Origin of the sequence: Bradyrhizobium sp. AZCC 2289 (assembly GCF_036924615.1) — a bacterium.
GTDB lineage: Bacteria > Pseudomonadota > Alphaproteobacteria > Rhizobiales > Xanthobacteraceae > Bradyrhizobium.
Genome location: NZ_JAZHRY010000001.1, coordinates 5515444 through 5539915, shown reverse-complemented (window position 1 = coordinate 5539915; position 24472 = coordinate 5515444). Strand labels below are relative to the sequence as shown.

Annotated in this window: 24 protein-coding genes and 1 pseudogene; 16 read left to right on the top strand and 9 right to left on the bottom strand. The window is 63.6% G+C overall.

Annotated elements, in window-relative coordinates; translation table 11 throughout:
- Window positions 1–262: 262 nt before the first annotated feature.
- From V1289_RS26210 to V1289_RS26195, 4 genes and pseudogenes are all read left to right on the top strand, one after another.
- On the top strand, window positions 263–583 hold the full coding sequence (locus V1289_RS26210) for a hypothetical protein (protein WP_334400046.1): 321 nt from the start codon (window positions 263–265) through the stop codon (window positions 581–583).
- Between the two features lie 221 nt (window positions 584–804).
- Window positions 805–1530 (top strand): outer membrane protein, encoded by a 726-nt coding sequence (locus tag V1289_RS26205; protein ID WP_334400044.1) that lies wholly within the window; start codon window positions 805–807, stop codon window positions 1528–1530.
- Window positions 1531–1785: 255 nt separating this feature from the next.
- Entirely contained in the window at window positions 1786–3930 is a 2145-nt protein-coding gene (locus tag V1289_RS26200) for a methyl-accepting chemotaxis protein (RefSeq protein WP_334400042.1), read from the top strand.
- Between the two features lie 152 nt (window positions 3931–4082).
- Window positions 4083–5145 (top strand): annotated as a pseudogene (locus V1289_RS26195) (MBL fold metallo-hydrolase).
- A 23-nt stretch (window positions 5146–5168) separates the two neighbouring features.
- On the opposite strand, the gene V1289_RS26190 reads toward V1289_RS26195, so the two are convergent.
- Window positions 5169–8366 carry an adenylate/guanylate cyclase domain-containing protein gene (locus V1289_RS26190; RefSeq protein ID WP_334400040.1) on the bottom strand — a complete coding sequence of 1066 codons (3198 nt, stop codon included), beginning with the start codon at window positions 8364–8366 and terminating at the stop codon, window positions 5169–5171.
- A gap of 220 nt (window positions 8367–8586) precedes the next feature.
- Between V1289_RS26190 and V1289_RS26185 the strand changes: the two genes are divergently transcribed.
- From V1289_RS26185 to V1289_RS26170, 4 genes are all read left to right on the top strand, one after another.
- Window positions 8587–8835, top strand: a complete 249-nt coding sequence (locus tag V1289_RS26185; protein WP_309181640.1) for a hypothetical protein — start codon at window positions 8587–8589, stop codon at window positions 8833–8835.
- Between the two features lie 61 nt (window positions 8836–8896).
- Window positions 8897–9031: a hypothetical protein gene (locus V1289_RS26180; RefSeq protein WP_309181639.1), complete on the top strand. Its 135-nt coding sequence runs from the start codon at window positions 8897–8899 to the stop codon at window positions 9029–9031.
- 133 nt (window positions 9032–9164) lie between these two features.
- Window positions 9165–9413: a hypothetical protein gene (locus V1289_RS26175; protein WP_309181638.1), complete on the top strand. Its 249-nt coding sequence runs from the start codon at window positions 9165–9167 to the stop codon at window positions 9411–9413.
- A 66-nt stretch (window positions 9414–9479) separates the two neighbouring features.
- Window positions 9480–9677 carry a hypothetical protein gene (locus tag V1289_RS26170; RefSeq protein ID WP_334400037.1) on the top strand — a complete coding sequence of 66 codons (198 nt, stop codon included), beginning with the start codon at window positions 9480–9482 and terminating at the stop codon, window positions 9675–9677.
- 87 nt (window positions 9678–9764) lie between these two features.
- On the opposite strand, the gene V1289_RS26165 is transcribed toward V1289_RS26170, so the two are convergent.
- The gene (locus V1289_RS26165) at window positions 9765–10259 is read right to left on the bottom strand and encodes a type II toxin-antitoxin system HicB family antitoxin (RefSeq protein WP_334400035.1); all 495 of its coding nucleotides are present in this window, start codon (window positions 10257–10259) and stop codon (window positions 9765–9767) included.
- A 383-nt stretch (window positions 10260–10642) separates the two neighbouring features.
- Between V1289_RS26165 and V1289_RS26160 the strand changes: the two genes are divergently transcribed.
- Window positions 10643–10777, top strand: a complete 135-nt coding sequence (locus tag V1289_RS26160; RefSeq protein ID WP_309181634.1) for a hypothetical protein — start codon at window positions 10643–10645, stop codon at window positions 10775–10777.
- 24 nt (window positions 10778–10801) lie between these two features.
- Here the strand turns inward: V1289_RS26160 and V1289_RS26155 are convergent, their stop codons facing one another.
- The 3 genes from V1289_RS26155 to V1289_RS26145 all read right to left on the bottom strand — a co-directional run bounded on the left by V1289_RS26155 (window position 10802) and on the right by V1289_RS26145 (window position 12176).
- Window positions 10802–11203, bottom strand: a complete 402-nt coding sequence (locus V1289_RS26155; RefSeq protein ID WP_334400032.1) for a MarR family winged helix-turn-helix transcriptional regulator — start codon at window positions 11201–11203, stop codon at window positions 10802–10804.
- Window positions 11204–11301: 98 nt separating this feature from the next.
- A complete protein-coding gene (locus V1289_RS26150; RefSeq protein ID WP_334400030.1) occupies window positions 11302–11946 on the bottom strand; it encodes a hypothetical protein in 645 nt (214 codons plus the stop codon).
- On the bottom strand, window positions 11865–12176 hold the full coding sequence (locus tag V1289_RS26145; RefSeq protein WP_334400027.1) for a hypothetical protein: 312 nt from the start codon (window positions 12174–12176) through the stop codon (window positions 11865–11867). The genes V1289_RS26150 and V1289_RS26145 overlap by 82 nt, the downstream gene beginning before the upstream one ends.
- 315 nt (window positions 12177–12491) lie before the next feature.
- Between V1289_RS26145 and hemA the strand changes: the two genes are divergently transcribed.
- Both hemA and V1289_RS26135 read left to right on the top strand, forming a co-directional pair.
- Entirely contained in the window at window positions 12492–13721 is a 1230-nt protein-coding gene (gene hemA, locus V1289_RS26140) for a 5-aminolevulinate synthase (protein WP_334400025.1), read from the top strand.
- Between the two features lie 121 nt (window positions 13722–13842).
- Window positions 13843–17349 (top strand): PAS domain-containing hybrid sensor histidine kinase/response regulator, encoded by a 3507-nt coding sequence (locus V1289_RS26135; RefSeq protein ID WP_334400023.1) that lies wholly within the window; start codon window positions 13843–13845, stop codon window positions 17347–17349.
- A gap of 22 nt (window positions 17350–17371) precedes the next feature.
- Here V1289_RS26135 and V1289_RS26130 read toward each other — a convergent pair whose 3' ends face one another.
- Window positions 17372–18046 carry a response regulator transcription factor gene (locus V1289_RS26130; protein WP_334400021.1) on the bottom strand — a complete coding sequence of 225 codons (675 nt, stop codon included), beginning with the start codon at window positions 18044–18046 and terminating at the stop codon, window positions 17372–17374.
- A gap of 351 nt (window positions 18047–18397) precedes the next feature.
- Here V1289_RS26130 and V1289_RS26125 point away from each other — a divergent pair, with 351 nt between their 5' ends.
- Window positions 18398–20023: an MFS transporter gene (locus tag V1289_RS26125; protein ID WP_442896196.1), complete on the top strand. Its 1626-nt coding sequence runs from the start codon at window positions 18398–18400 to the stop codon at window positions 20021–20023.
- An 82-nt stretch (window positions 20024–20105) separates the two neighbouring features.
- Here the strand turns inward: V1289_RS26125 and V1289_RS26120 are convergent, their stop codons facing one another.
- The 3 genes from V1289_RS26120 to V1289_RS26110 form a co-directional block, all read right to left on the bottom strand.
- The gene (locus V1289_RS26120) at window positions 20106–20579 is read right to left on the bottom strand and encodes a secondary thiamine-phosphate synthase enzyme YjbQ (RefSeq protein ID WP_334400018.1); all 474 of its coding nucleotides are present in this window, start codon (window positions 20577–20579) and stop codon (window positions 20106–20108) included.
- 151 nt (window positions 20580–20730) lie between these two features.
- Window positions 20731–21294, bottom strand: a complete 564-nt coding sequence (locus V1289_RS26115) for a hypothetical protein (protein WP_334400016.1) — start codon at window positions 21292–21294, stop codon at window positions 20731–20733.
- Window positions 21295–21461: 167 nt separating this feature from the next.
- Window positions 21462–22085 carry a 2-hydroxychromene-2-carboxylate isomerase gene (locus V1289_RS26110; protein WP_334400014.1) on the bottom strand — a complete coding sequence of 208 codons (624 nt, stop codon included), beginning with the start codon at window positions 22083–22085 and terminating at the stop codon, window positions 21462–21464.
- Window positions 22086–22357: 272 nt separating this feature from the next.
- Here V1289_RS26110 and V1289_RS26105 point away from each other — a divergent pair, with 272 nt between their 5' ends.
- The 4 genes from V1289_RS26105 to V1289_RS26090 all read left to right on the top strand — a co-directional run bounded on the left by V1289_RS26105 (window position 22358) and on the right by V1289_RS26090 (window position 24470).
- A complete protein-coding gene (locus tag V1289_RS26105) occupies window positions 22358–22729 on the top strand; it encodes an AtpZ/AtpI family protein (protein ID WP_334407693.1) in 372 nt (123 codons plus the stop codon).
- A 72-nt stretch (window positions 22730–22801) separates the two neighbouring features.
- Window positions 22802–23557 carry a F0F1 ATP synthase subunit A gene (locus tag V1289_RS26100; protein ID WP_334400012.1) on the top strand — a complete coding sequence of 252 codons (756 nt, stop codon included), beginning with the start codon at window positions 22802–22804 and terminating at the stop codon, window positions 23555–23557.
- Between the two features lie 55 nt (window positions 23558–23612).
- Window positions 23613–23843 (top strand): F0F1 ATP synthase subunit C, encoded by a 231-nt coding sequence (locus tag V1289_RS26095; protein WP_016847054.1) that lies wholly within the window; start codon window positions 23613–23615, stop codon window positions 23841–23843.
- A gap of 60 nt (window positions 23844–23903) precedes the next feature.
- Window positions 23904–24470 carry a F0F1 ATP synthase subunit B gene (locus V1289_RS26090; protein WP_334400010.1) on the top strand — a complete coding sequence of 189 codons (567 nt, stop codon included), beginning with the start codon at window positions 23904–23906 and terminating at the stop codon, window positions 24468–24470.
- Window positions 24471–24472: the final 2 nt, after the last annotated feature.

Here is a 24472-nt window from a genome sequence, read left to right as displayed (position 1 = left end):
TTGCCACAGTCGCGGCACCTTCATGCGCCAAATTCCGCGATGATTCGTGGCTCATGAACACGCCTGCGGCGCCGACCATCAGCACAACACGCGAACATGGCGCCGACCCATCTCCAGTAGAGATCGCAGTCGACGGGGGTGAGACTTTCGATTAACCGGCGCATGTTCGCCTCCTTAAGGGAACGAATACGCGCCGTATAGACTGCAACCAACGCCTGATATGTGACGCACGGCACAGATGCCGCGTCAAAACGGAGAACCAGTGACCGGGGCCGAACTAAAAAAACTTCGCGAAGATCTCGGTGAGGCCGTCGGCCGGCCGCTGGCTGTTGCCGACATGGCAAAGCTGTGCGGGTTGCCGGCCGCCGACGGCGCTACCACGATCCGCAAATGGGAAGTCACCGGCCCGAGCGGCCCCGTGGTCCAGCTGCTTCGCATCCTGGCGATGGCCAGCGATCGCTACCCGATCCTCGAGATGTTCAACGTGTTCGACCGCCACGACGTCCCCGAGAAGGAGCGGCCGGTGCGCCGGCAGGCGTTCCGCGAACAGATGCGCAGCGACGTACGGCGCCGTCTTGGCTGAGGGATGGCTACAAGAAGCCCGCTGGGCTTTCGAAAATTAAGCCTTCCTTCAGCTTTGATTAGGCCTTCGTTAAGTACAGAAAACGTTTGTTTGCCAACAGGTTGGGTTCTCATTCGGCGTGACCGGCCAGTGACAGCATTTTATTCAAATGCTGGCTAACTGCGCGCCACGGAGGGCGCCGGCACGCGGCGTCTCCGAACGATTTTGCCGGAGACCAGACCATGAAGAAGTTCCTGCTTGCCACCGTGGCGCTCGCAGCCCTTGGCGCGACCGCGCCGGCGCTTGGCGCCGATCTCGGCGCGCGCCCGTACTACAACAAGGCGCCGGCCTATGCCGCGCCGCTTTACAACTGGACCGGCTTCTATATCGGCGGTCACGTCGGCGGCGCGTTCAGCGGCAGCAATGCTTTCAACGGCCTCGTGCTCAGCGACTACAGCGCCCGCCTGATGGGCGGCGTGCAGGCCGGCGCCGACTGGCAGTTCGAGCCGAACTGGGTCGTCGGCGCCGAGGGACAATACTCCTGGCTCGGCCGCAACAATCTCAATGCGGTCTTTCCCACCGGCCTCGCCTTCACCAGCGACCAGCGCGCGCTGGCTTCGATCACCGCCCGTGTCGGCTATACCTGGGGCCCGGGTCTCGTCTACGTCAAAGGCGGCTACGCCTATTCCGATAACCGCGACACCCTGACGCTTGCAGGCGCGCCGGTCGCCTTCGCGCTCGATACAGACCATCGCAACGGCTACACCGTCGGCGCCGGCGTGGAATACATGATCACCCAGAACTGGTCGGCCAAGGGCGAGTATCAGTACTATAATTTCGGCGACACCCGCTTCGTGACGCCCGCTGTACTGGTGCCGTTCGGCAGCTTCCACAATGAGGAGCACACGCTGAAGCTCGGCGTCAATTATCGCTTCAACTTCGGCGGCCCGGTCGTCGCGCGCTACTGACCGGCTGCTACCATAACTTGCAGAAGGCCGGCTTCCACGCCGGCCTTGTTTGCGTTTTGGGGTCGTGGCGCGAACGCCCGTCCTGCAGCCGCATCGCGGCTTGATTCCGACTCGCGGAAAAACCCCGACCAGATCGAAAAAACTCCGCTTAGAAATCGCTTAAATCCGCCCCGTTTTCCCGACTTTATTAACCCGGTACCGCGATACTGCCGCCCGAGGATTCATCCAAGGGTAGTGCGCACGGAGCATCGGCAAATGGCGTTACAGTTCGGAATCGGCAAACCAAAACTCAAAGGCTCCCGCTTTCCGCAGATGGGGGTCAGGGGCAGCCTGTTTGCCGCCTTCGCGGTCATCGCCAGCATGGCGATCGTGATCAGCGTCGGCGCCGGCTTCGTGTTTAGACAGCTCGGCGGCACCATGGTCGATCTGAGCGGGCGCGACATTCCCCGTCTCGCCGCGAGCCTGCAATTGTCGGCGCAGAGCGCCAGCCTTGCCAGCCAGGGACCGGCGGTGCTCGCCGCGCGCAGCGAAGAGGCGCTGTCCGAACGCTCCAGGAAGATGAAGGAGACCCAGACGCTCGCGCTGCAAAAGCTCGGCGAGATCGTCGAACTGGGGGCCGACAAGACCGTCGTCGCCGCTCTCACCGAGACCGTGAAGAACATCGATGACATGATCAAGAGCCTGGGCTCGGCTGCACGCGAGCGGCTCGACGTCGCGGCCTTGCACGAGAAGCAATATAACGCGCTGCGCAAGGCGCAGACCGACTTCGTCGCCGCCTCGAGCCCCGCGATGATGGACGCCGAGAGCCAGATCAACGCGATCCTGGGATCGGCCAATCTTTCCACCGACGACGCAACCGAGGCCGCGCGCACGGTCGAGCAGCTCGGCAATGTGATCGCCAGCACCAATTTGATGGCCTCCGACATGACGGCGGCGCTGACGGCCAATAACAGCGACGCGCTCGAGGCCATCGAGAAGGAATTCAAGCAGACCCAGGCGCGCGTCAAAGCGAACCTCGAACAGCTGCCGAAGAATGCCGGCACCAAGGCGCTCAAGGAGGCGGCGCTGAAATTGCTGGCGCTGGGCGAGGGCAAGACCCGCGTCTTCAAGATCCGCCAGCAGGAACTCGACGCCGCCGATTACGGCGAGACCATTCTGGAAGAAACCCGCAAGCTCAATGTCGGCCTCGGCATCAGCGTCCAGCAGCTGGTCGACGGCGTGCAGAAGGAAACCGACGCGTCGACCTGGCAGGCGCGCCAGCAGATTGCTTTCGCCACCAAGGTGATGCTCGCGCTCGGCGTGCTGACGCTGGTCGGTTCGATCCTGTTCGTCTGGCTCTATGTCGGCCGCAACATCCTGCGGCGGATCCGCAGCCTGCAACGCTCGATGCAGCTGTTGTCCGGCGGCGATCTCGAATCGGAAATCTATCACAGCCATCAGCGCGACGAGATCGCGTCGATGGCCAACTCGCTGCAGGTGTTTCGCGAGAGCATGATCGAGGCCCGCGCGCTCACGGCCGATCAGGACAAGGACCGTACCGCCAAGGCCGAACGCGCCTCGCGCGTGGAGGCCCGGATCGTCGAATTCGAATCGACCGTCCGCAACGCGCTGGACAGTTTGCAGACTGCGGCCGGCTCGATGCAGACGACCGCGCAAAGCATGTCCGCGACCGCCGATCAGTCCAGCGCGCTGGTCAGCGCGGTGGCGTCGGCCGCCGAGGAAACCTCCGTCAACGTGCAAACCGTATCGTCGGGCACCGAACAGCTCTCCTCCTCGATCTCCGAGATCGGCCGTCAGGTCGTCACTTCGGCGGAAATCGCCCGCAAGGCGGTGGAAGAAGCCGGCGCCACCGATGCCACCATGCAGGGTCTTGCCGATAACGCCGGGCGCATCAGCGTGGTGGTCGACCTGATCCAGACTATCGCCTCGCAAACCAATTTGCTGGCGCTCAACGCCACCATCGAAGCCGCGCGCGCCGGCGAAGCCGGCCGCGGATTCGCCGTGGTCGCTTCAGAAGTGAAGAGCCTCGCCAACCAGACCGCGAAGGCGACCGACGAAATCCGCCAGCAGATCGTCAGCATGCAGACGGTGACGAATTCGGCGGTCGGCGCCATCAGGAACATCAGCAGCACGATCAGCGAGATCAACGACGTCACCACCGCGATCGCAGCCGCGGTCGAGGAGCAGGGTGCGGCGACGCGCGAGATCGCACGCAACATTCAGCATGCCGCCGGCGGCACCAGCGAGGTTTCCAGCAACATCGTCGGTGTCAGCAGCGCCTCGACGGAGGCCGGAACCGCCGCCAGCGAGGTGCTGAACGCCTCCGGCGCGCTGCGCCGCGAAGCCGACGTGCTGCGTGCGGAGATCGACGCGTTCCTGGAGAATATCCGGGCGGCGTAAGGACCACGTCATTCCGGGATGGTCCGAAGGACCAGACCCGGATTGACGACGGGGGTTTGCGGGCGCGCGTCCTCCGCGACCCATGTGTTTTAAACAAACCCTCAATTGATTTTCGGCTGGCGCCGCGCCGAATGTGCGGCTAAGTCGATACCATGCATTCGAAAACAGACAGCGTTCACTCCTCGGCTGAGGCACTGCGATACCCCTGGGAAAACCACCCCGGCCACGATCAGGTCGTCGAGGTAATGCCGGGCGTGTTGTGGGTACGGCTGAAGCTGCCGTTCCGGCTCAATCACGTGAACATCTATCTGCTGGCCGATGGCGACGGCTGGGCGATGGTGGATTCCGGATTCGGCAATGAGGAAACGATCGCGGCCTGGACCACGCTGTTCGACGGCCCGCTCAGGCATGTGAAGGTCTCCCGCCTGATCGTGACCCATTCGCATCCCGACCATGTCGGGCTTGCGGGCTGGATCGTCGAGCGCTTCGACTGCCCGCTTTATATGTCGCAGGTCGAGTACCTGCAGTCGGTCTATCACCAGAAACCGCGGCACCGAAGAACGCAAGCTGGCGCAGCGGCTGTTCTTCCGGCGCCACGGCATGGACGAGAACCTGACCGACAAACTGCTCGGCCGCGGCCAGGATTATCTGAAACGGGTGTCGGTGCTTCCGCCGGCCTATCGCCGCATCTCGCATGGCGATGAAATCTCGATCGGCACGCGGCGCTTCAAGGTCATCACCGGCGGCGGCCATGCGCTCGACCAGGTGATGCTGTATTGCGCGGCCGACAAATTGTTCCTGTCGGCCGATCAGGTCCTGAGCAAGATCTCGCCCAATGTCAGCGTCTGGGCGGTCGAGCCCGACCAGAATTCGCTCGGCGAATATTTGGCCTCGCTGGCGAGCCTCACCACCACCCTGCCCTATGATTTGCTGGTGCTGCCTGGCCATGGCGTGCCGTTCTACGGCTTGAAAACCCGCATCAAGCAGCTGGCCGATCACCACGAGGACCGCTGCCGGCTGATCGCCGATGCCTGTCGGGAAATCCCGCAGACCTCGAAGGAACTGGTGCCGGTCGTGTTCCACAAGCACGTCCTCGACGTCCACCAGATGGGCTTTGCCGCCGGCGAACTGATCGCCCACGTCAATTACATGCTGGTCGAGGGACGCCTGACCTCGGAAGTGACCGACGGCGTGCTGCGCTTCCGGACCACCTGAGGCCTTTCGGGCGGGTCCTTATCTTATCCCCGGTTCCCAACGCGGGTGATCTCGGAAAGGGACGCTTCGGCGCGACGCTGGAAGATGACGGCGCCCTGACGCCGGGCAATGTCGAAGGCGACCGCAAAGGCCACGCGCACCTCGTCCACATTGCCGCGATCGAGCGCCAGCAGACACGCGCCGCGCAAGCGATAGATCTCGGGCAAATAGAAACCAATGCCCGGCTCCTCTATCCCGGCGATGGCGCGATCGAGATGAGCGAGGCCATCCGCCGGTCGGCCGGCGGCCAGCAGCACTTCAGCGGCCAGGCCAAGATAATATTGTGGAAGCGGACCCACCCTTGTTGCATTGTCGATCTCGGCATCGATCAGCCGCGCGGAGTCGGCGACGCCCGTTCCAATCGCGGTAGCCCAGCCGGCCAGCACCAGGCTGCCCGCGCGCCACGGCAACAGACCGAATTTTTCCGCCAGCCCTGCCGCGCGATGCGCTGCCGTAAATGTGGCATCGCGATCGGCCCCAAGCTGGTGGCCGATGCCGCTATTGTGGAGCCCATGAGCGAGGCTGTTGGGATGGTCGAGCGTTTCGGCGAGGGCGACCGCCTGCGCGAGGTTTTGCCTGGCCTGTTGCCCCTCGCCCGCCAGTTGCAATGAGTTGCCGCACTGCGAATGCGCGCAAACGCCGGGATCGTGACCGCCGAATTGATGACCAAGATGACGATGGCGCGCCATGTCATAGCGCTCGATGCCGTTCCGGCAACCGTCAATTCCGCCCATGACGTCGCCTTGGAAAAAGGCCGTCGACCACTGGCAATGGTGCGCCTCGAGTAACAGTTCGTCGTTGCCGGAGCGTTGCGCCAGCGTGACGAGTTCGCTTGCCCGCTCGCGCGCCAGCGCGGTCTTGCGCCTGAGATTGGCATTGATCCACAGGCCCCATTTGGCCTGGAATAACTTGGCGCCTTCACCCAATTTCTCGCCGATTTCGCTGGCCTTTGTGTAGGCATCCTCCACATCGACACTCTGCAGGCCGCGAACGACGACCGAGGCTGAGCCGAGCTTGAGCAGAAAATCCAGTTGTCGGTGCATCCCATCTTGGGTCGGCAATGCTTCGGCGAGTCTGAGACCCGCCGAGAAATGCGCGATCGCTTCCGGATAAGCCGAACGGCTCACGGCCTGATCGCCGGCCCGCATGCGATAGTCGCAGGCGGGCACAAACAGGCCGGCCTCGCCGAAATGATGCGCCAGCAAGTCCGGTTCGCTGGCGGCAATGCCGGCGAACCGCTCCTCAAGCGCTTTGGCGATGCGTTCGTGCCATTCGCGCCGACGCGCCAAAAGCAAACTCTCATAAGCGGCGTCCCGCACCAGCGCATGCTTGAAACTAAAGCTCCGTTCCAGACTGCGCTCCTCGGGAAAGACAATTCCCGCTGCAACCAGCTTCGCCAGCGTGGTCTCAAGTTCGCCGGCACTGCTGGGGGCAACCGCATCGAGCAGTGAAAAGGTGAATTGCCGGCCGATGACGGCGGCGATCTGAGCCACTTCGCGCGCTTCGCCAAGGCGGTCGAGACGGGCCATCAGCGAATCCTTGAGCGTCGTCGGCACCGCACTGTCTCCACTCGCCGATTCCATGACGCTCTTCGTCAACTCCTCGACGAACAGTGGGATGCCGTCAGTTTTAGCGACGATCGCAGCGACCGTTTCCACGGACAAGCCGTGCGCAGCGGCGACACCGGCGACCAATTGCGTGCATTCCCCGCGTCCCAAACGACCGAGGGTCAACAGCGTCGCATGCGGCCGCGCCAGCCAGGGCGGTGTGAAATCCGGACGCGCGGTTACCAGCGCAAGCGCTCGCGTCTTGCCGAGACTGTCGGTCAGACGCATCATCATTTCAAGCGTGGTGGCGTCGATCCAATGCGCGTCCTCCAGCACGACGATCACCGGATGGCTCTCGCCCATACGAAGAAACTCGTCGACGATGAAGGCCAGTGTCGACGCCTTGCGTTGAGCTGGCGTCTGCGCCGGCGCTCCCTGCGCTGCAAGCGGGAGCGACATGAGATCGGCCAACAACGAAAGCGCTGCCGTATCCGTAGCCGTCCGCTGCGCAAACAGGGCGCCAAGTTTCTCGATCCTTGCATTCGGCGTATCTGTTGCGGTGATGCGAGCAGCGCGATTGAGGTACTGGATCACCGGATAAAGCGCACTATCGCTGTGATAGGGTGAGCATTGCAAATTGATGCGTGCATAGGGCTCGCTGGCAAGCGCTTCATGCAGTGCCTCGATCGCGCGCGATTTTCCGATGCCCGCTTCGCCGATTACCGTGACAATCTGGCCTTCACCTTGCCGCGCCAGCTGCCAGCGTTCGAGCATTAACCCCATTTCATGGGCGCGGCCGATCAGTGGCAAATTCCGACCGGTGCGAATCGCGGCAAAGCGGCTTTCGACCGACGCTGCACATCGCACGCGCCAGGCGGGCACCGGGCGGGCGAACCCTTTCAATTCGTGTTCTCCCGTGCGCTCGAGCTCAAACAGCCCACCCAGCAGATTCTGGGTCGCCTCACTGACGATAATGGTGTCAGGCCCGGCAAGCGCCTGCAGCCGTGCGGCAAGGTTGGGGGTTTCGCCGACAATTGTGCGCTCTTGCGCCGTGCCGATCCCAATGATTTCGCCGACCACGACGAGGCCGGTGGCGATGCCGATTCGGGCCTGCACCCGCGTATTGTCTGGCAATTCGATGCTGCCGGCTTCCGCCAGGATGCCGATGGCGGCGTGAACGGCGCGTTCCGCCGCATCCTCGAAGGCACGGGGAAAACCGAAATAGGCCAGAACGCCATCGCCCATGAACTTGGCGACGTAGCCTCCGTATCTCCCGATCGCGCCGGCGGCCGCATCCTGATAACGCCGGATCAAACTCCCGAGCAGCTCGGGATCGACCTTACCTGACAGCGCTGTCGAGCCCACCATGTCGGCGAACAAGACCGTCACCTGACGCCGCTCAGCGTCACCCGGCCCCGAACCTTCGCGGTGGGAGGGCTTGGGTGGGGCGGCCTCATCGCCGCGTCCGGCGATCGCCTTCAACAGCCTGCGGCGGTTGCCCAGCGATAGGCCAAGCTGTTCGAGATCGCGCTCACTCAGTTCGGGCAGGATATCGAGGTCGATGTCGTTCGCCTCGAATGCATCCGCATATTGCTCGAAATTGTGCCGGCGCAACCAGTCCCGAAGACCGCCCATGCGTGAGTTCCCCACACCACCCGCGAAGCGCAGACTGGCACGTACATTCGAATTGTAGGCCAGCCGGCGACGCAGAAGAAGCCAAGGATCGAGGCGAACCCCAACAAATCCATAGCTATTCGGCCGCAAAGGGCGCACGGTCGGGCATGCGAGTCTCCATGCCGCGCCAGACGAACGTGCCTGTTCGAGCCTTAAATCGCGCCGGCCTTTTGCTGCCGCCATGGTGACGCTGTCGGCACTGCTTTTTGCGAACGGACTGCCCAACCTTCCAGCGTTGCTGATCGAGCCGCACCGCAACCCCGGCGGAATTTGGCGCATCAAATTCAGCTATGAGACCAGCGAACCGCTTTCGATGAGCGCGGTCCAGGCGTCGACAATGGCCTCATCGCTTCATGAGATCGGCGAGGCCGAATTGGCCGACGAGATCGACGGCGCGCTGAAAAGTGCGGCGCGCTATTCGTCGATGTGAGGTTCTGCATTCGATTACGGCGTCATCAACAAAGCCAACCACATACCCAAGGGAGATCGACATGGCCAAAGGCGAGCAAAAGGGCAATCGGGAAACCAAGAAACCCAAGAAAGAGAAGATCAAGACCATCGCCGCGGCGCCAAGCCAGAAGACCGCGGGATGGCAGCCGACCTTCGGTTCCGGCAAAAAGAAATAGCGCGCGGATAACGTCAGTATCTGCGCCCTTTCGGGCGGTCGGCTGTAATGGCGGGCGCGCCTGCGTTGCGTGTTGGCATGCGGCTGTTTGATCGTGGCTGCGCCGGGCGGTGCCGCCCTCATAAGGAAATTCGATGAAAACTGCTCTCTCCATATTGGCGCTCTTCGTATTCGCGCAAAGTGCTCTGGCCGCAGGCCCGAAATGCAGTGCTATTGAAAGCACGAGCGCGCGGCTCGCCTGCTATGACGCGGCCTCTCCTCCGAAAGTAGAAAAGCCGGCAGCGGTTGAAAAAGCGGGCTCGCGCCCTGAATACAACGACCCCTTCCTTGCGGAAGACGCCCGAACCACTGCCAAGCTGAACAATATCTGCCGCGGTTGTTGAAGACGGCGGCAAGCATGATGGCTCCGCTTTCTCGCGGACGAACGAACAAGACGCGAAAGCACACCAATGGCCAAAGCGTCCGACTACCGAATCGTCACGTTTCAGCGGAAACCCGGGCAGTGGCGTGCCAACATCACGCCGGTCGTTGCTCCAGCTACGATCACGCGGGGCGCGATCCTGGGATTTGTGACGGCGGAAGACAGCAGCTCGGAAGAAAATGCCGTGATCGCGGCAGGTCGCGCGATCAAGGAATTGGACACATAGCCCGGATTTCACCGCGCGCTTGCGCAACGCGATGAGTTCGCCGGGTCAATCGGGTGCGAGCCGAGTTCCCGGGACGTTCCGTGCGACTTACCGCGCCGGCTTCTTGGCCGGCGATTTCCCGGTTCGCAGCCGGCCTGTCTTGTGCACCTTCGAGCGGGCCTCCGGCAAACCTTCTCGGAAACCGGGGAGGTGGACCAACGCAGTACTGGCGGCGAGCCCGAAGAAGCTGGAGCGGCTCATGCCGAGTTCGGCCGCACGCCGGTCGACCCGGCCGATCAGGCTCTTCGGCAAATAGACATTGACCCGCTCCGACGGATCCGGCGGGTCCACCCCGACAATGAAATAAGCGAGGAAGTCGCAGCCCTTGGGAAGCATGATCCGTGCGATCGGCGTCGGCTCGGGAAGCGGCCGGTCCTGCTCGAACAGCGCATCGACCGCTTGCGCCAGAGCGTTCTCCGCCCTTTCGATGGCTTTCTCCTGCGATGTCCCGCCGGCGACGCAGTCCGGATAATCGGGAAACCACGCCCCGAACGTCCCCTTCGGGCCGCGCTCCAGCACCGCCGGATAAAGCCGTCTTTTCATTTGGCCGCCTCCCCGAATTATGCTATTTCACACACTTCTGGTGTGTTTAATCACACACCACCCTAGCATCGTCGCGCGGGACGGGAAAGAGACGGATGGATCGGCAGGACGAGCGCCGCATCATCCGCGCGGCCTATTCGAGGCAGGTTCTGGCCGCCCGGCGACGATCCGCGCCTCGACGCCGCGCAGCCTGGTCTGTCGCTGCCGACCGGCATCCTTGCTCGCGTCAATGGCTGGCTCGATTGAGCCTGCTTCCAATTCGGCGAAAATGGGCGCACGATCTTTAAATGCGAGTCCTCATGTCGCGGCGAGCGAACTTCCGTGTTCAAAGGCTGCGGCCGTGATGATCGCCGCGTCATCAACATGCCCAAGGGGAGACCGCCATGGCCAAAGGCGAGCAAAAGAGCAATCGGGAAGCCAAGAAACCCAAGAAAGATAAGATCAAGACCATTGCCGCGGCGCCAAGCCAGAAGGCCGCGGGATGGCAGCCGAACGTCGGTACCGGCAAGAAGAAATAGCGGGATCCGCGCATTCCCAGGCGGTCACTCCGCCTCGAACGCCTCGATGAAGCGCACCAGAAACTCGCGAAAGACGGTCTGATCTTTCGGCGAGAAGGCGCCGAACACCCGTTGCTCGATCGGGTCGACCCGTTGACGCGCGGCGTGGAGCGCCTCGCGTCCGACCTCGGTCATGTGCAGTTCGAGCACGCTGGGATGCCGCGGGTGCGGTGATCGCGTGATCAGACCCTGCTGCTCCATGGTCTTGAGCAGAATCATCATGGCCTGCGGCGTAACCAGGCAGGCGCGTGCCAGCGTCGCCGCGGTGATCCCCGGCTGCCGATCGAGTTCGAACAGCGCCACGTATTGCGACGGGGTCAGGCCGACCGATTTCAACGCCGTGCTTTTGGTCCGGACCATCGCCTGCTCGGCGCGCTTGACCAGCATGCCAAGGCGCTCCGGCTCGGAAGACGGACGCGGCGAGGACTTGCCGTCGACGGCTTTGCGCGCGGAAGATCTGTGCCCGGGCAATTTGCCTTTGCGGTTCACTTCCACGGCACGATCGCCCCGCTGCGCACCACCGAGCCGAACGGGCCCGGTTCTTCCCGGCCGACATGGACGAGCTCGCCATAGAAGGATTCGTGTGGCGAGGGGTCCATCGCCAGGTCCAGGAGCGGGCCCGCGACCTCGTCCGGCTGCGGCGCGCCGGTGAGGTCGAGCCAGGCGCGCGACGCTCCGGTATCGATCAGACCCGGCGAGATCGATGCGATCAGGATCCCGCGCCGCAAATCGTCGGCCCGGCGCTGGCCCGCGAGCACGCGCACGGCCGCGACCTGGCCGATCTTGGACGGAATGTTGATCCAGGCCGGCCAGGCCTGGCCCGGCGCGCGGCCGGAGCGCACCGCGTCGCGCCAATTGCAGACCGCGCGGTCGACGTCGTCGAGCGATTGCAGGTTTTCGAACCGCGGGTGCAGCGCCGGCGCCAGCGCGCGCAGGCTGCCGGCCCGGCTTGCAACCACGAACAGCCGCCCGCCGTCGCGCAGCAGCGGAGCGAAGCTGCGCAGCACATGCGTCGTGCCCAGATTGTTGGCCTCGACATAATAATCGATCACGGCGCGCGGATCGTCGTCGGGCTGCACCCGCGCGTAATGATTGGAAAAGACGATATCGACGCCGCCATGGCGCGACACCAGCAGATCCGCGAACCGTTCGACCGCCCCTCTGGCCTGGCGACATCGAGGACTTCGCCGCGCACCTCCGCCCTGGCGTTCGAGAGACCCTGCACGGATTCGGCGACCCGGGCCGGGTCGCGTCCGGTCAAATACACGGTGTCGGTGGGCTCGAGCCGCTGCGCCAGCCCCTCCGCGAGCGAGAAGCCGAGATTGCGCGTCGCGCCAGTGATCAATGCTATTCTGTTCATAGCCTTATTGTTATCAACATATTGATAAGAATCAAGGCCAACGAGGGGAAATTTTCGACCCGATCCGCACGACGTCGGGCACTTTCGATTTGATGTTTCATCGGTCGGGGGCGGTAGCGGCGGTCGGCGCCGCTTCAAGCGAACGCATCGCACGCTAGCGCGTTGATCGAGATCAAGTTTTGCCCCGCCCAGGTATGATCCCGGAGCCCCGCTCAAATGTGGGATTCCGCATGGACATCAAAGCTGGAAAAGCTCTAAAAAGGCACAGTTCCAAGAAGGATGGCCGCACCGGCCAGTTCCGCTCCGGGTCTTGCGATGGATTACAGCAAATTCTTCAGTGCCGCCCTCAACCGCCTGCATGACGAGCGGCGCTACCGCGTTTTCGCCGATCTCGAGCGGATCGCCGGCCGGTTCCCGCATGCGGTCTGGCACTCGCCGAAAGGCAAGCGCGACGTCGTGATCTGGTGCTCCAACGACTATCTCGGCATGGGCCAGCACCCCAAAGTGGTCGGCGCCATGGTCGAGACCGCGACCCGGGTCGGCACCGGCGCCGGCGGCACCCGCAACATCGCCGGCACCCACCATCCCCTCGTGCAGCTTGAAGCGGAACTCGCCGACCTCCACGGCAAGGAAGCCTCGCTGCTGTTCACCTCGGGCTATGTCTCGAACCAGACCGGCATTTCGACCCTCGCCAAACTGATTCCGAACTGCCTGATCCTGTCGGATGCGCTCAACCACAATTCGATGATCGAAGGCGTCCGCCAGGCCGGCTGCGACCGCCAGATCTTCCGTCATAACGACATAGCGCATCTCGAACAGCTGTTGATCGCCGCGGGCCCGGACCGGCCCAAGCTAATCGCCTGCGAGAGCCTTTATTCGATGGACGGCGATGTCGCCCCGCTCGCCAGGATCTGCGATCTCGCCGAGAAATATGGCGCGATGACCTATGTCGATGAGGTCCATGCGGTCGGCATGTACGGCCCGCGCGGCGGCGGCATTGCCGAGCGCGACGGCGTCATGCACCGGATCGATGTGCTGGAAGGCACATTGGCAAAGGCGTTCGGCTGCCTCGGCGGCTATATCGCCGGCAATGCCGACATCATCGATGCCGTCCGCTCCTATGCGCCGGGCTTCATCTTCACCACCGCGCTGCCGCCCGCGATCTGCTCGGCCGCAACGGCTGCGATCCGCCACCTGAAGACCTCGAACTGGGAGCGCGAGCGCCACCAGGACCGCGCCGCCCGCGTCAAGGCGATCCTGACCGCCGCCGGCCTGCCCGTGATGTCGAGCGACACCCATATCGTGCCGCTGTTCGTCGGCGACCCCGAAAAGTGCAAGCGGGCGTCCGACATCCTACTCGAGGAGCACGGCATCTACATCCAGCCGATCAACTATCCGACGGTCGCCAAGGGCACCGAGCGCTTGAGGATCACGCCGTCGCCCTACCACGATGACGGCCTGATCGACGGGCTCGCCGAGGCGCTGCTGCAGGTCTGGGAACGGCTCGGCCTGCCGCTCAAGCAGAAGTCGCTGGCGGCCGAATAACCTTAACCCTCTCCGGGCCCGAAAATCGGCACCTGACCGGCAGTGCACGATGCGCCGCCGGTCTGATCCGGCTATACTCCCGTCTTGCGACGGCGCAGCCGTCGCGCGCCAGGGAGACACGATGCTGCACGACTGGGGCGTCATCGCCGCCGCATTCGCCTATATCGGGTTGCTGTTCTTCATCGCCAGCCATGGCGACCGGCTGTCGTCGACCCAACGTGGCCGCGCCAGCGGCCTGATCTATCCGTTGTCGCTGGCGATCTATTGCACCTCCTGGACCTTCTTCGGCTCGGTCGGCTTCGCCACCCGCACCAGCGTCGATTTCCTCGCGATCTATATCGGCCCGATCCTGATGATCGGACTTTGCACGCCGCTGCTGCGCCGCGTGATCGCGCTGGCGAAATCGCAGAACATCACCTCGATCGCCGACTTCATCGGCGCGCGCTACGGCAAGAGCCAGGCGGTGGCCGCGACCGTCGCCATGATCGCGATCATCGGCTCGGTTCCCTATATCGCGCTGCAACTCAAGGCGACGGCCTCCTCGCTCGAGACCATCCTGAGCGAGGACGAGGCGTTCTCCTCCATCCCGATCATCGGCGACATCGCACTGGTCGTGACGCTCGCCATGGCGGTGTTCGCGGTGCTGTTCGGCACCCGCCAGACCGACGCCACCGAGCACCAGCACGGCCTGATGCTGGCGGTCGCCACCGAATCCATCGTCAAGCTGGTGGCGTTCATCGCCGCCGGCGCCTTCGTCACCTTCTGGATGTTCTCGCCGCATGAACTGGTCGAACGCGCGATGAAGACGCCCGAAGCGGTGCGCGCGATCAACTATGTGCCCTCGATCGGCAATTTCCTGATCATGACGCTGCTGTCGTTTTGCGCGATCATGCTGCTGCCGCGCCAATTCCATGTCAGCGTGGTGGAGAATTCCAACAGCGCCGAGGTCAGCCGGGCGCGCTGGCTGTTCCCGCTCTACCTGGTCGCCGTCAACCTGTTCGTGATTCCGATCGCGATCGCGGGCCTTATCATCTTCCCGTTCGGCGCGGTCAACAGCGACATGTACGTTTTGGCGCTGCCGATCGAGGGGAATTCGCCGTTGCTCAGCGTCGGCGTCTTCATCGGCGGGCTGTCGGCATCGACCGCGATGGTGATCGTGGAATGCGTCGCGCTGTCGATCATGGTCTCCAACGACATCGTGCTTCCGCTGGTGCTGCCGCGCAGCGGGGAGATCCATGCGGCGCAGAAGGACTTTGGCAACTTCCTGCTCAAGGTGCGCCGCTTTGCGATCTTCGCTATCATGGTGATGGCTTATTTCTACTATCGCGCGCTCGGCAATACCCAGTTGGTGGCGATCGGCCTGCTGTCGTTCGCTGCGGTTGCGCAGCTCGCACCGGCGTTTTTCGGCGGCCTGTTCTGGCGTGGTGGCACCGCGCGGGGCGCCATGGCCGGCATGCTGGTCGGGTTCGCGGTGTGGCTCTACACGCTGTTCATCCCGAGCTTTCTGGAAACCTCTACCGCCGGCCTGATGCTGCTGCAGCACGGCCCGTTCGGCATCGAGGCGTTGCGTCCGCAGGCGCTGTTCGGCGCCGAGCTGCCGCCCTTGCTGCACGGCGTGCTGTGGTCGCTCTCGCTCAACATCCTGGCCTATGTCGTGCTGTCGCTGGCGCGCCTGCCGTCGTCGATCGAACGGCTGCAGGCCGACCTGTTCGTTCCGAACACGCTGACGCCGATCGCGCCGACGTTCCGCCGCTGGCGCTCCACCGTGACCGTGCAGGACATCCAGAGCACGGTGGCGCAATATCTCGGCCCCGACCGCGCGGCCCACGCCTTCGAGGCCTTTGCCGCCGCCCATCCCGGCAACCTCGACCCGGCGGCGCCCGCCGATTTCGAACTGCTGCAGCACGCCGAACGCCTGATTGCGTCCTCGATCGGGGCGGCCTCCTCGCGCCTGGTGATGTCGCTGTTGCTGCGCAAGCGCACCGTCTCCGCCAAGGCCGCGCTCAAGCTGCTCGACGATTCCCACGCCGCGCTGCATTTCAACCGCGAGATCCTGCAGACCGCGCTGAACCATGTGCGCCAGGGCATCGCGGTGTTCGACGCCGATCTGCAGCTGATCTGCTCGAACCGGCAGTTCGGTGAAATTCTGGCACTGCCGCCACACCTGGTGCAGCTCGGCATTCCCTTGCAGGAAATCCTCGAATTCATGGCCGCCGTCAGCGCGTCCGGCTTCGGCGACAGCGACAGTTTGATGCGCCGGCTCGCTGCCTACACCACCGAAGGCGAGCCCTATCTGGAGCGGCTTCCCGACCGCCATATGGTGATCGAGGTCCGCTCCAACCGGATGCCGGGCGGCGGGCTTGTCATCACCTTCTCCGACGTCACGCCGAGCTTCGAGGCCGCCGAGGCGCTGGAGCGGTCCAATGCGACGCTGGAGAAGCGCGTGCGCGACCGCACCGAGGAGCTCACCCGCCTGAATTCCGAGCTGGCGCTCGCCAAGAGCACCGCCGAGGACGCCAATATCTCCAAGACGCGGTTTCTGGCCGCCGCCAGCCACGACATCCTGCAACCGCTCAACGCAGCGCGGCTCTATGTGACGAGCCTGGTCGAGCGCCAGAGCGGCGGCGAGGATTCGCGGCTGGTCGAGAACATCGACGACTCGCTGGAGGCGATCGAGGAAATCCTCGGCGCGCTGCTGGATATTTCCAGGCTCGACGCCGGCGCCATGACGACCTCGATCACGAGCTTCAAGATGGCCGATCTGATGCGCTCGCTCGAGATCGAATTTGCGCCGATTGCGCGGGCCAAGGGGCTGAAGCTGAGCTTCGTGCCCTGCTCGCTGCCGGTGGAATCCGATCGTTTGCTGCTGCGGCGGCTGCTGCAGAACTTCATCTCCAACGCCATCAAATACACCCCGCGCGGGCGCGTGCTGGTCGGCTGCCGCCGCCGCGGCCAGTCCCTGCAGGTCGGCGTCTACGACACCGGCGTCGGCATTCCCGTCCTCAAGCGCGGCGAGATCTTCAAGGAGTTCCACCGTCTCGAGCAGGGTGCGCGGATCGCGCGCGGCCTGGGGCTCGGGCTCTCGATCGTCGAACGGCTCGCCCGTGTGCTCAACCACGGCATCGCGCTCGACGCCAATGCCAGCGGCGGCTCGGTGTTCTCGGTCACGGTGCCGACAGCAAAGGCGGTCAACTACACGGCGGCCGTCACCAGTGCGACGCCGCTGTCCAAGACGCCGATGAGCGGCTCGCTGATCGTGTGCATCGAGAACGACGCGGCGATCCTCGACGGCATGAAGACGCTAATGACCGCCTGGGACGCCGAGGTGATCGCGGTCGCCGATCCCGAAGCCGCGATCGCTGCGATCGAAACCGCCGGCCGGCGCGTCACCGGCCTGTTGGTCGACTACCATCTCGACCGCGGCAACGGCGTCGCCGCGATCCGCGACATCCGCCGCCGCTTCGGCGACACCATTCCGGCGATCCTGATCACGGCCGACCGCAGCCCGCATGTCCACGCCGCCGCGCGCGAGGAAAAGATCGCGGTGCTCAACAAGCCGGTCAAGCCGGCATCGCTGCGCGCGCTGATCGGACAATGGCGCACCCAGCAGATGGTGGCGGCGGAGTAGTTAGCCGGTCGGCGTGGCTTCCTTAAGGCGAAGGCGTTCCCGGGCGCCATTGGCCGCCGGCGATCTTGGCCGCCGCGATCACGGCCTGGGTTCGGCTTTCGACGCCGAGCTTCTGCAGGATCGCCGAGACATGCGCCTTGATGGTCGCCTCGGAGACGCCGAGTTCATAGGCGATCTGCTTGTTGAGCAACCCCTCCGACAGCATCATCAGCACCCGCACCTGCTGCGGGGTCAGCGTCACCAGCCGGTCGCGCAGGCGCGTCATATCCGGGTCGTTGGCCGATGTGAGGTCGGTGTCCTGCGGGACCCAGACGTCGCCATCCATCACCTTCATGATCGCGTCGCGCAGCGTCTCGACCCCGAAGCGTTTTGGGATGAAGCCGGAGGCGCCGAAATCGAGCGAGCGGCGGATGGTGCCGGCGTCGTCGCTGGCGGAAACGATCACCACGGGGATCGCCGGATATTGCGCGCGCAGGTAAATCAGGCCGGAGAAGCCCGAAATCCCCGGCATGGTCAGATCGAGCAGGATCAAATCGACGTCGGAATCCTGTTCCAGGAGCGCGGTGAGATCGTCGAACGACCCGGCCTCGCTGATGACGGCCGAGCGCACGACGCTCGCCACCGCCTGCCGCAACGCGTCGCGGAACAATGGATGGTCATCGGCGATGACGAGGTGGGTACTGGCAGCGGTCGTCATTCGTTTCTCGCAAAGGGCCTGCGGCAGACCCGGACCGCTTTGTCTCCTGCCGGGCCGTCGTGTGCAAGCGCCCAATCCTATCACATCTCAAAGCAGTTAACCCGCGCGGTTGTGCGCTGCAATACCGGGCATTCCTCCGCATTGATCCATCGCAACCAAAAGGCTTCGGTGGACGAAAAGCGAAAGGGCCAAAAGTCGTATTGGGACGGGTTTCACAGCGATGTTACCTTAACGCCGGAGCCTGCGCTCAATCCGGCCCAAGATCGGCGCACGGGCAAGCTTTGCATCAATGCTTTCGGGGAGCGAACCAAAATGTCTACCATGACTGCAACTTCGGCCAGGACCGGCGGAATGACCAAGGACGAACGTTTCGTCATTCTCGCCTCCTCGCTCGGCACCGTCTTCGAATGGTACGATTTCTACCTGTACGGATCGCTCGCCCCGATCATCGGCGCGCAGTTCTTCTCGGCCTATCCGCCGGCGACCCGCGACATCTTCGCGCTGCTCGCCTTCGCCGCGGGCTTCCTGGTTCGCCCGTTCGGCGCCATCGTGTTCGGGCGCATCGGCGATATCGTCGGCCGCAAATACACCTTCCTCGTCACCATCCTGATCATGGGTCTGTCGACCTTCATCGTCGGCCTGCTGCCCAATGCGGCGACCATCGGCTTTGCCGCACCGGTCATCCTGATCGCGTTGCGTCTGGCGCAAGGTCTCGCGCTCGGCGGCGAGTATGGCGGAGCCGCGACCTATGTGGCCGAGCATTCACCGCAGGGCAAGCGCGGCTATTACACCTCGTTCATCCAGACCACGGCGACGCTCGGCCTGTTCCTGTCGCTGCTGGTGATCCTGTTCACGCGTTCCGCGCTCGGCGAGCCTGAATTCGCCGCCTGGGGCTGGCGCATTCCGTTCCTGGTTTCGGTCGTCTTGCTCGGCGTTTCGGTCTGGATCCGGCTGCGCCTGAACGAATCGCCGGTGTTCCAGAAAATGAAGGACGAGGGCAAGACCTCGAAGGCCCCGTTGACCGAGGCCTTCGCCAACTGGAGCAACGCCAAGATCGTCATCCTGGCGCTGCTCGGCGGCACCATGGGTCAGGGCGTGGTCTGGTATACCGGCCAGTTCTACGCGCTGTTCTTCCTGCAATCGATCCTGAAGGTCGACGGCTACACCGCCAACCTTCTGATCGCGTGGTCGCTGTTGTTCGGCACCGGCTTCTTCGTCGTGTTCGGCGCCCTGTCCGACAAGATCGGCCGCAAGCCGATCATTCTGGCGGGCTGCCTGATCGCGGCGCTGACGTTCTTCCCGATCTTCCGGATGATCACGACCAACGCCAACCCGGCGCTGGAAAAGGCGATCGAAGCCACCAAGGTGGAAGTGGTCTCCGATCCCGCACTCTGCGGCGATCTGTTCAACCCGGTCGGCACCCGCGTCTTCACCGCGCCGTGCGACACCGCCCGCGCCTTCCTCGCGTCGTCGTCGGTCAAGTATTCGACCTCGTACGGCGCCGCAGGCTCCGGCGTGAAGGTGATGGTGAATGGCAAGGAAGTGGTCTACGCCGACGCGAAAGCCGGTAACCCGGCCGTCGCCGCAGCGGTTGCCGCCGCCGGCTATCCCAAAGCGGGCGACGCCGGCATCGTGAAGATGTCGAACCCGTTCGATATCTTCCGTCCGCAGGTTCTGGCGATTATCGGACTGCTGTTCATCCTGGTGATCTTCGTCACCATGGTGTACGGGCCGATCGCCGCGGTGTTGGTCGAACTGTTCCCGACCAAGATCCGCTACACCTCGATGTCGCTGCCCTATCACATCGGCAACGGCTGGTTCGGCGGCTTGTTGCCTGCGACCGCGTTCGCGATCGTGGCGTCCACCGGCGATATCTATGCCGGTCTTTGGTATCCGATCATCTTTGCCGCGATCACCGCGGTCGTCGGCTTCTTCTTCCTGCCGGAAACCAAGGACGTCGACATCAAGACCAACTGACGGTCTCGATAGCGGCGACAGCCGTCCGGACCAGACTTGAACAACAAACCGGCCGCGGATCGCTCCGCGGCCGGTTTTGTTTTCAGCCGACGCTTCCGATGAACTGCAGCACGATTTCGCGCCGATGCGGTCGCGTGCGATGCTCGATCAGGTAGATCGCCTGCCAGGTGCCGAGCGCAAGTTCGCCCTGCAGCACCGGAACCTGCAGCGAGGTCGCGGTCAGCATGGTCTTGACATGCGCCGGCATGTCGTCGGGCCCTTCGGTGTCATGCGTCCATCCGGCATTCTCGGGCGCCAGGCGATGCAGCGCCGTCGTCAAATCGTCGAGCACCGACGGGTCGGCATTTTCCTGGATCGTCAGCGACGCCGAGGTATGGCGAATGAACAGCGTCACCGCGCCCTCGCGCGCGTGCGCGTCCGCCACGAATTTTGCGATCTCGGCGCTGAGATCGGTGAAGCCGGCACCTCGCGTCTGCACCGCGAGAAGCGACGAGACGATGGCAGGGGCGGCGATCGTGGATGGCGGCGTGCGGGAGAGCGATTTGGGTGCGGTCATAAACTCTTTCTCTCCGTCGTCCCTGCGAAAGCAGGGACCCATACTCCGCGGCCTCTCGTGTTTGGGAGGAAGGAGTTGATACCTTCTGCAACAACCAACGGTGGTGATTATGGGTCCCTGCTTTCGCAGGGACGACAGCTGTAAAGCCCCGTCAAATCTTGCCGTTGATGTCCCTCTGAACCCGGTTGGCCATCTCGATCAAACGCCGCCAGGCCCGCTCCAGGAACGACATCATGCGATCCATGTCGCGATCGCTCGGCAGCGGAATCTCGATCTTGCGCTCGCCCTCGGCGACCTTCGGCTCCGGCTTCCGCAGCGAATCCGATTTCGGCTGGGATTCATCTTTCGGCAGCGCGTCGCTTTTCGGCAGCGGCTCCTCGATCTTGCCGGCAATCGTCGGCTCGCGCGCCGCCAGCTCGGCCTTGAGCTTGTCATTGTCGGCCTGCAGCCGGCCGATTTCCGCATCGAGAGCGGCGCGCTCATCAGGCACCGCGTAGCAGGCCCAGCCCGCGCCGGAATTGTTGCAGGTCGAAACCGTGCCGGTTCGCGTATCGAGCCGGAGCACGCCGTCTGCCGTCGGCGACAGCGCATAGCGGCCGTTCTCGGTGTCCGGCGCCGCCTGCGCGACCGCGCCCGCTGCGCCGCCGAGACAAACCGCCAGCGCGGCAAGGCCAAGGAAAGAGGAGAATTTCGAGGACGACGTCGCTGTGCTCATGAGCTTGCTCCCGCCTCAGGACGGTTCTGGTACCTCAGCCTCATAGCGTTTTCGAGCGAAAGCCTGCCCCGGACTTGTTCCGGGGTGGGTACCGGTTCGCATAGCAATCAAGCCTGGCGCAGATTGCGTAGACTTATCTGCGGTAGAAAACGCGTCAAAGCAAAAAGCTATACCTGTGACCTATAGGGCGCGCGGCCCGACTTCAACGCGTCTGCCAGCAATTCGATCCGATCCTGTCCCCAGAATACCTCGCCGTCGAGCACATAGACCGGCGAGCCGAACACGTCCGACGCCAGCGCATCCTGGCGGTTCTGCTCATAGGCCGCGCTGATCTCCTCGGACTGCGAACGCTCGACCAATTGCCGGCCGGGAAGCCCGGATTCGTCGGCCAGTTGGACGATGGTGGCGGGATCGGCGAGATTGAGCTGATCCTCCCAGACGCCGGCAAAGGCCCGCCGCAGATATCGATCGGGATCGAGACCGGCCTCGAGGGCCGCGATCACCACGCCATCGGCAAGCCGGGCGTTGAACGGCCAGTTCGCCGGCTGCAGATGGAATTTCAGGCCGCGCTTGTCGCGCCAGCGCTGCAGCTCGACCATCCGGTAGCGCTGCCGCACCGGGTGGCGCTTCATAAGCGGCAGCCCGCCGGTCTCCGAGAACAGATCGACCAGCACCACCGGCTTGTGATTCACCTTGAGATCGTAGGTACTTACGAGGTCCCGAAAAAAGTTATGCCCGATATAGGCCCAAGGCGATTGAAACGAGAAATAGTAATCGACCTGACGCGGCATGCGGGCTCCGGGAAGAAGGATTTGAGGTGCGCGGGTGCATCCCAACAGACCCGTCTGAGCCGCGCAAGATTGATCCGTGCCGAATAAGCTGCTGCACTGCGATGACGGGTCCACAGCGCAGTGGAATATTTCCAAATAAATCCAGTTAAATCAATGCACTAACTGGTTACGACGCAATCTTGACTTGATTAGACGCGGTAAGTATGGTCCGCGCGGCTTTTAAGGGTGACGGGCGCAATTTCCATCCACCGCGGCATCGTTTAGTCTGCAGCATGGCTGAAGACACCAACGACGGCGCAAATGGAAATCGCGATCAATCGTCGTCCGATGAAGCCGCGCTTTCCGCAAGGCTCGGAAGTCTCGACAACCGGTTGTCCGAAATTCGGGACAGCCGCAAAATCGGGACTGACCAACCCGGCACTGAAAGCGGCGACAGGGCTGCCAGGGCTTCCGCCATGGCGCTTGGTTTCCGCCTTTCCTCGGAGTTGGTTGCGGGCGTTGCCGTCGGGGCAGGGATTGGCTGGGGTTTCGACCGTTTGTTGTCGACATCGCCGTTCGGTTTCATCGTGTTTTTGCTGCTCGGCTTCGTCGCCGGCGTGGTCAACGTGGTGAGATCTGCAGGCGTAGCTTCAGGCAGGCGCTGAGCACTGACGGGAAGTCACGACATTTGAAATTCGATTGCCGGCCGCAGTGCCGGAGGACCAAGAGCCGCGCGGATGAAAATCGACCCGATCCACCAGTTCAATATCGAGCCGCTGTTCACGATCGGCCACATCGGCAATCAGACGATCGCGTTCACGAACTCGTCGCTCTACATGTTCGTCGCGGTGGCCTTGATCTCGATCCTGATGATCGGTGGCGTCTCGGGTCGGCAACTGGTGCCGGGGCGATTCCAGTCGATGGCCGAAATCTCCTACGAGTTCGTCGCCGGCACGATCCGCAGCACTGCCGGCGCGGAAGGCATGAAGTTCTTCCCGCTGATCTTCTCGCTGTTCATGTTCATCTGCGTTTCGAACCTCGTCGGCATCATTCCCTATACCTTCACGATTTCGAGCCACATCATCGTCACCGTGGCGCTGGCGCTCCTGGTGTTTCTCACCGTGCTGATCTACGGCGTCTACAAGAACGGCCTGAAATTCTTCAAGATTTTCGTGCCGTCCGGTGTTCCGATCTACATTCTGCCGCTGGTCATGTTCATCGAAATCCTGTCGTTCTTCCTGCGGCCGGTCTCGCACAGCGTGCGTCTGTTCGCCAACATGCTGGCCGGCCACATCGCGCTGAAGGTGTTCGCGGGCTTCGTCGCGATGCTCGGCGTCTCGCTCGGCGCGCTCGGCTGGATCGGCGGCGTGATGCCGCTGGCGCTCACGGTTGCGCTCACCGCGCTCGAGCTCCTGGTCGCGTTCCTGCAGGCCTATGTGTTCGCGATCCTCACCTGCATCTACCTCAACGACGCCCTTCATCCGGGACACTAAGCGGTCCCGGGAATTCCCACCCACCACCCTTGTCTTTCTTCCTAAGGAGCTAAAAATGGAACCGGCAGCAGCTAAACTTATCGGCGCGGGCATCGCATGCATCGGCATGGGCGGTGCGGGCGTCGGCGTGGGCATCATCTTCGGCAACTACCTTGCCGCGGCGGTGCGCAATCCCTCCGCAGCCCAGGGCCAGTTCGGCAACCTGATCTTCGGCTTTGCCGTGACCGAAGCCCTCGGCATCTTCTCGCTGCTGATCGCACTGCTGCTGCTGTTCGTCCCGCTCTGAGCGGAATCCCTTCGCGCCGCCGCTCGTCGGCGGTGCGCCTGACAGCAACAGGAGAACTCCATGGCTGAGAGTCATGGCGAGGCAAAAGGCCAGAAGACCGGCGCCCATACCGAGGCGGATGGAGGTCATCACAGCGGCGGGTTCCCGCCGTTCGATTCCTCCACCTTCGCGTCCCAATTGGTGTCGCTGGTCATCGCCTTCGTCGCGCTTTATCTGATCGTCTCACGCATCGCGCTGCCGCGGGTCGGCAGCGTCATCGATGCGCGGCAGGATGCGATCGAGGGCGATCTGGCGGCAGCGCAGAAGCTGAAGGACGAGTCCGACGCGGCGCTGAAGGCCTACGAAAGCGAACTGGCGGCCGCGCGCTCTCGCGCCCAGGCCATCGGCAACGAGACCCGCGAGAAGTTGAACGCGGCCTCGGAAGCCGAGCGCAAGACGCTGGAAGACCAGCTTTCCGCCAAGCTCGCCCAGGCCGAGAAAACCATCGCGGCAACCCGCGAGACCGCGATGACCAATGTTCGCGGCATCGCGGCCGACGCGGCCGCGGCCATCGTGCAGCGGCTGACCGGCGTGCTGCCTGACGGCAGCGCGGTGAACAGCGCCGTCGACGCTTCGTTGAAGGGATAGTC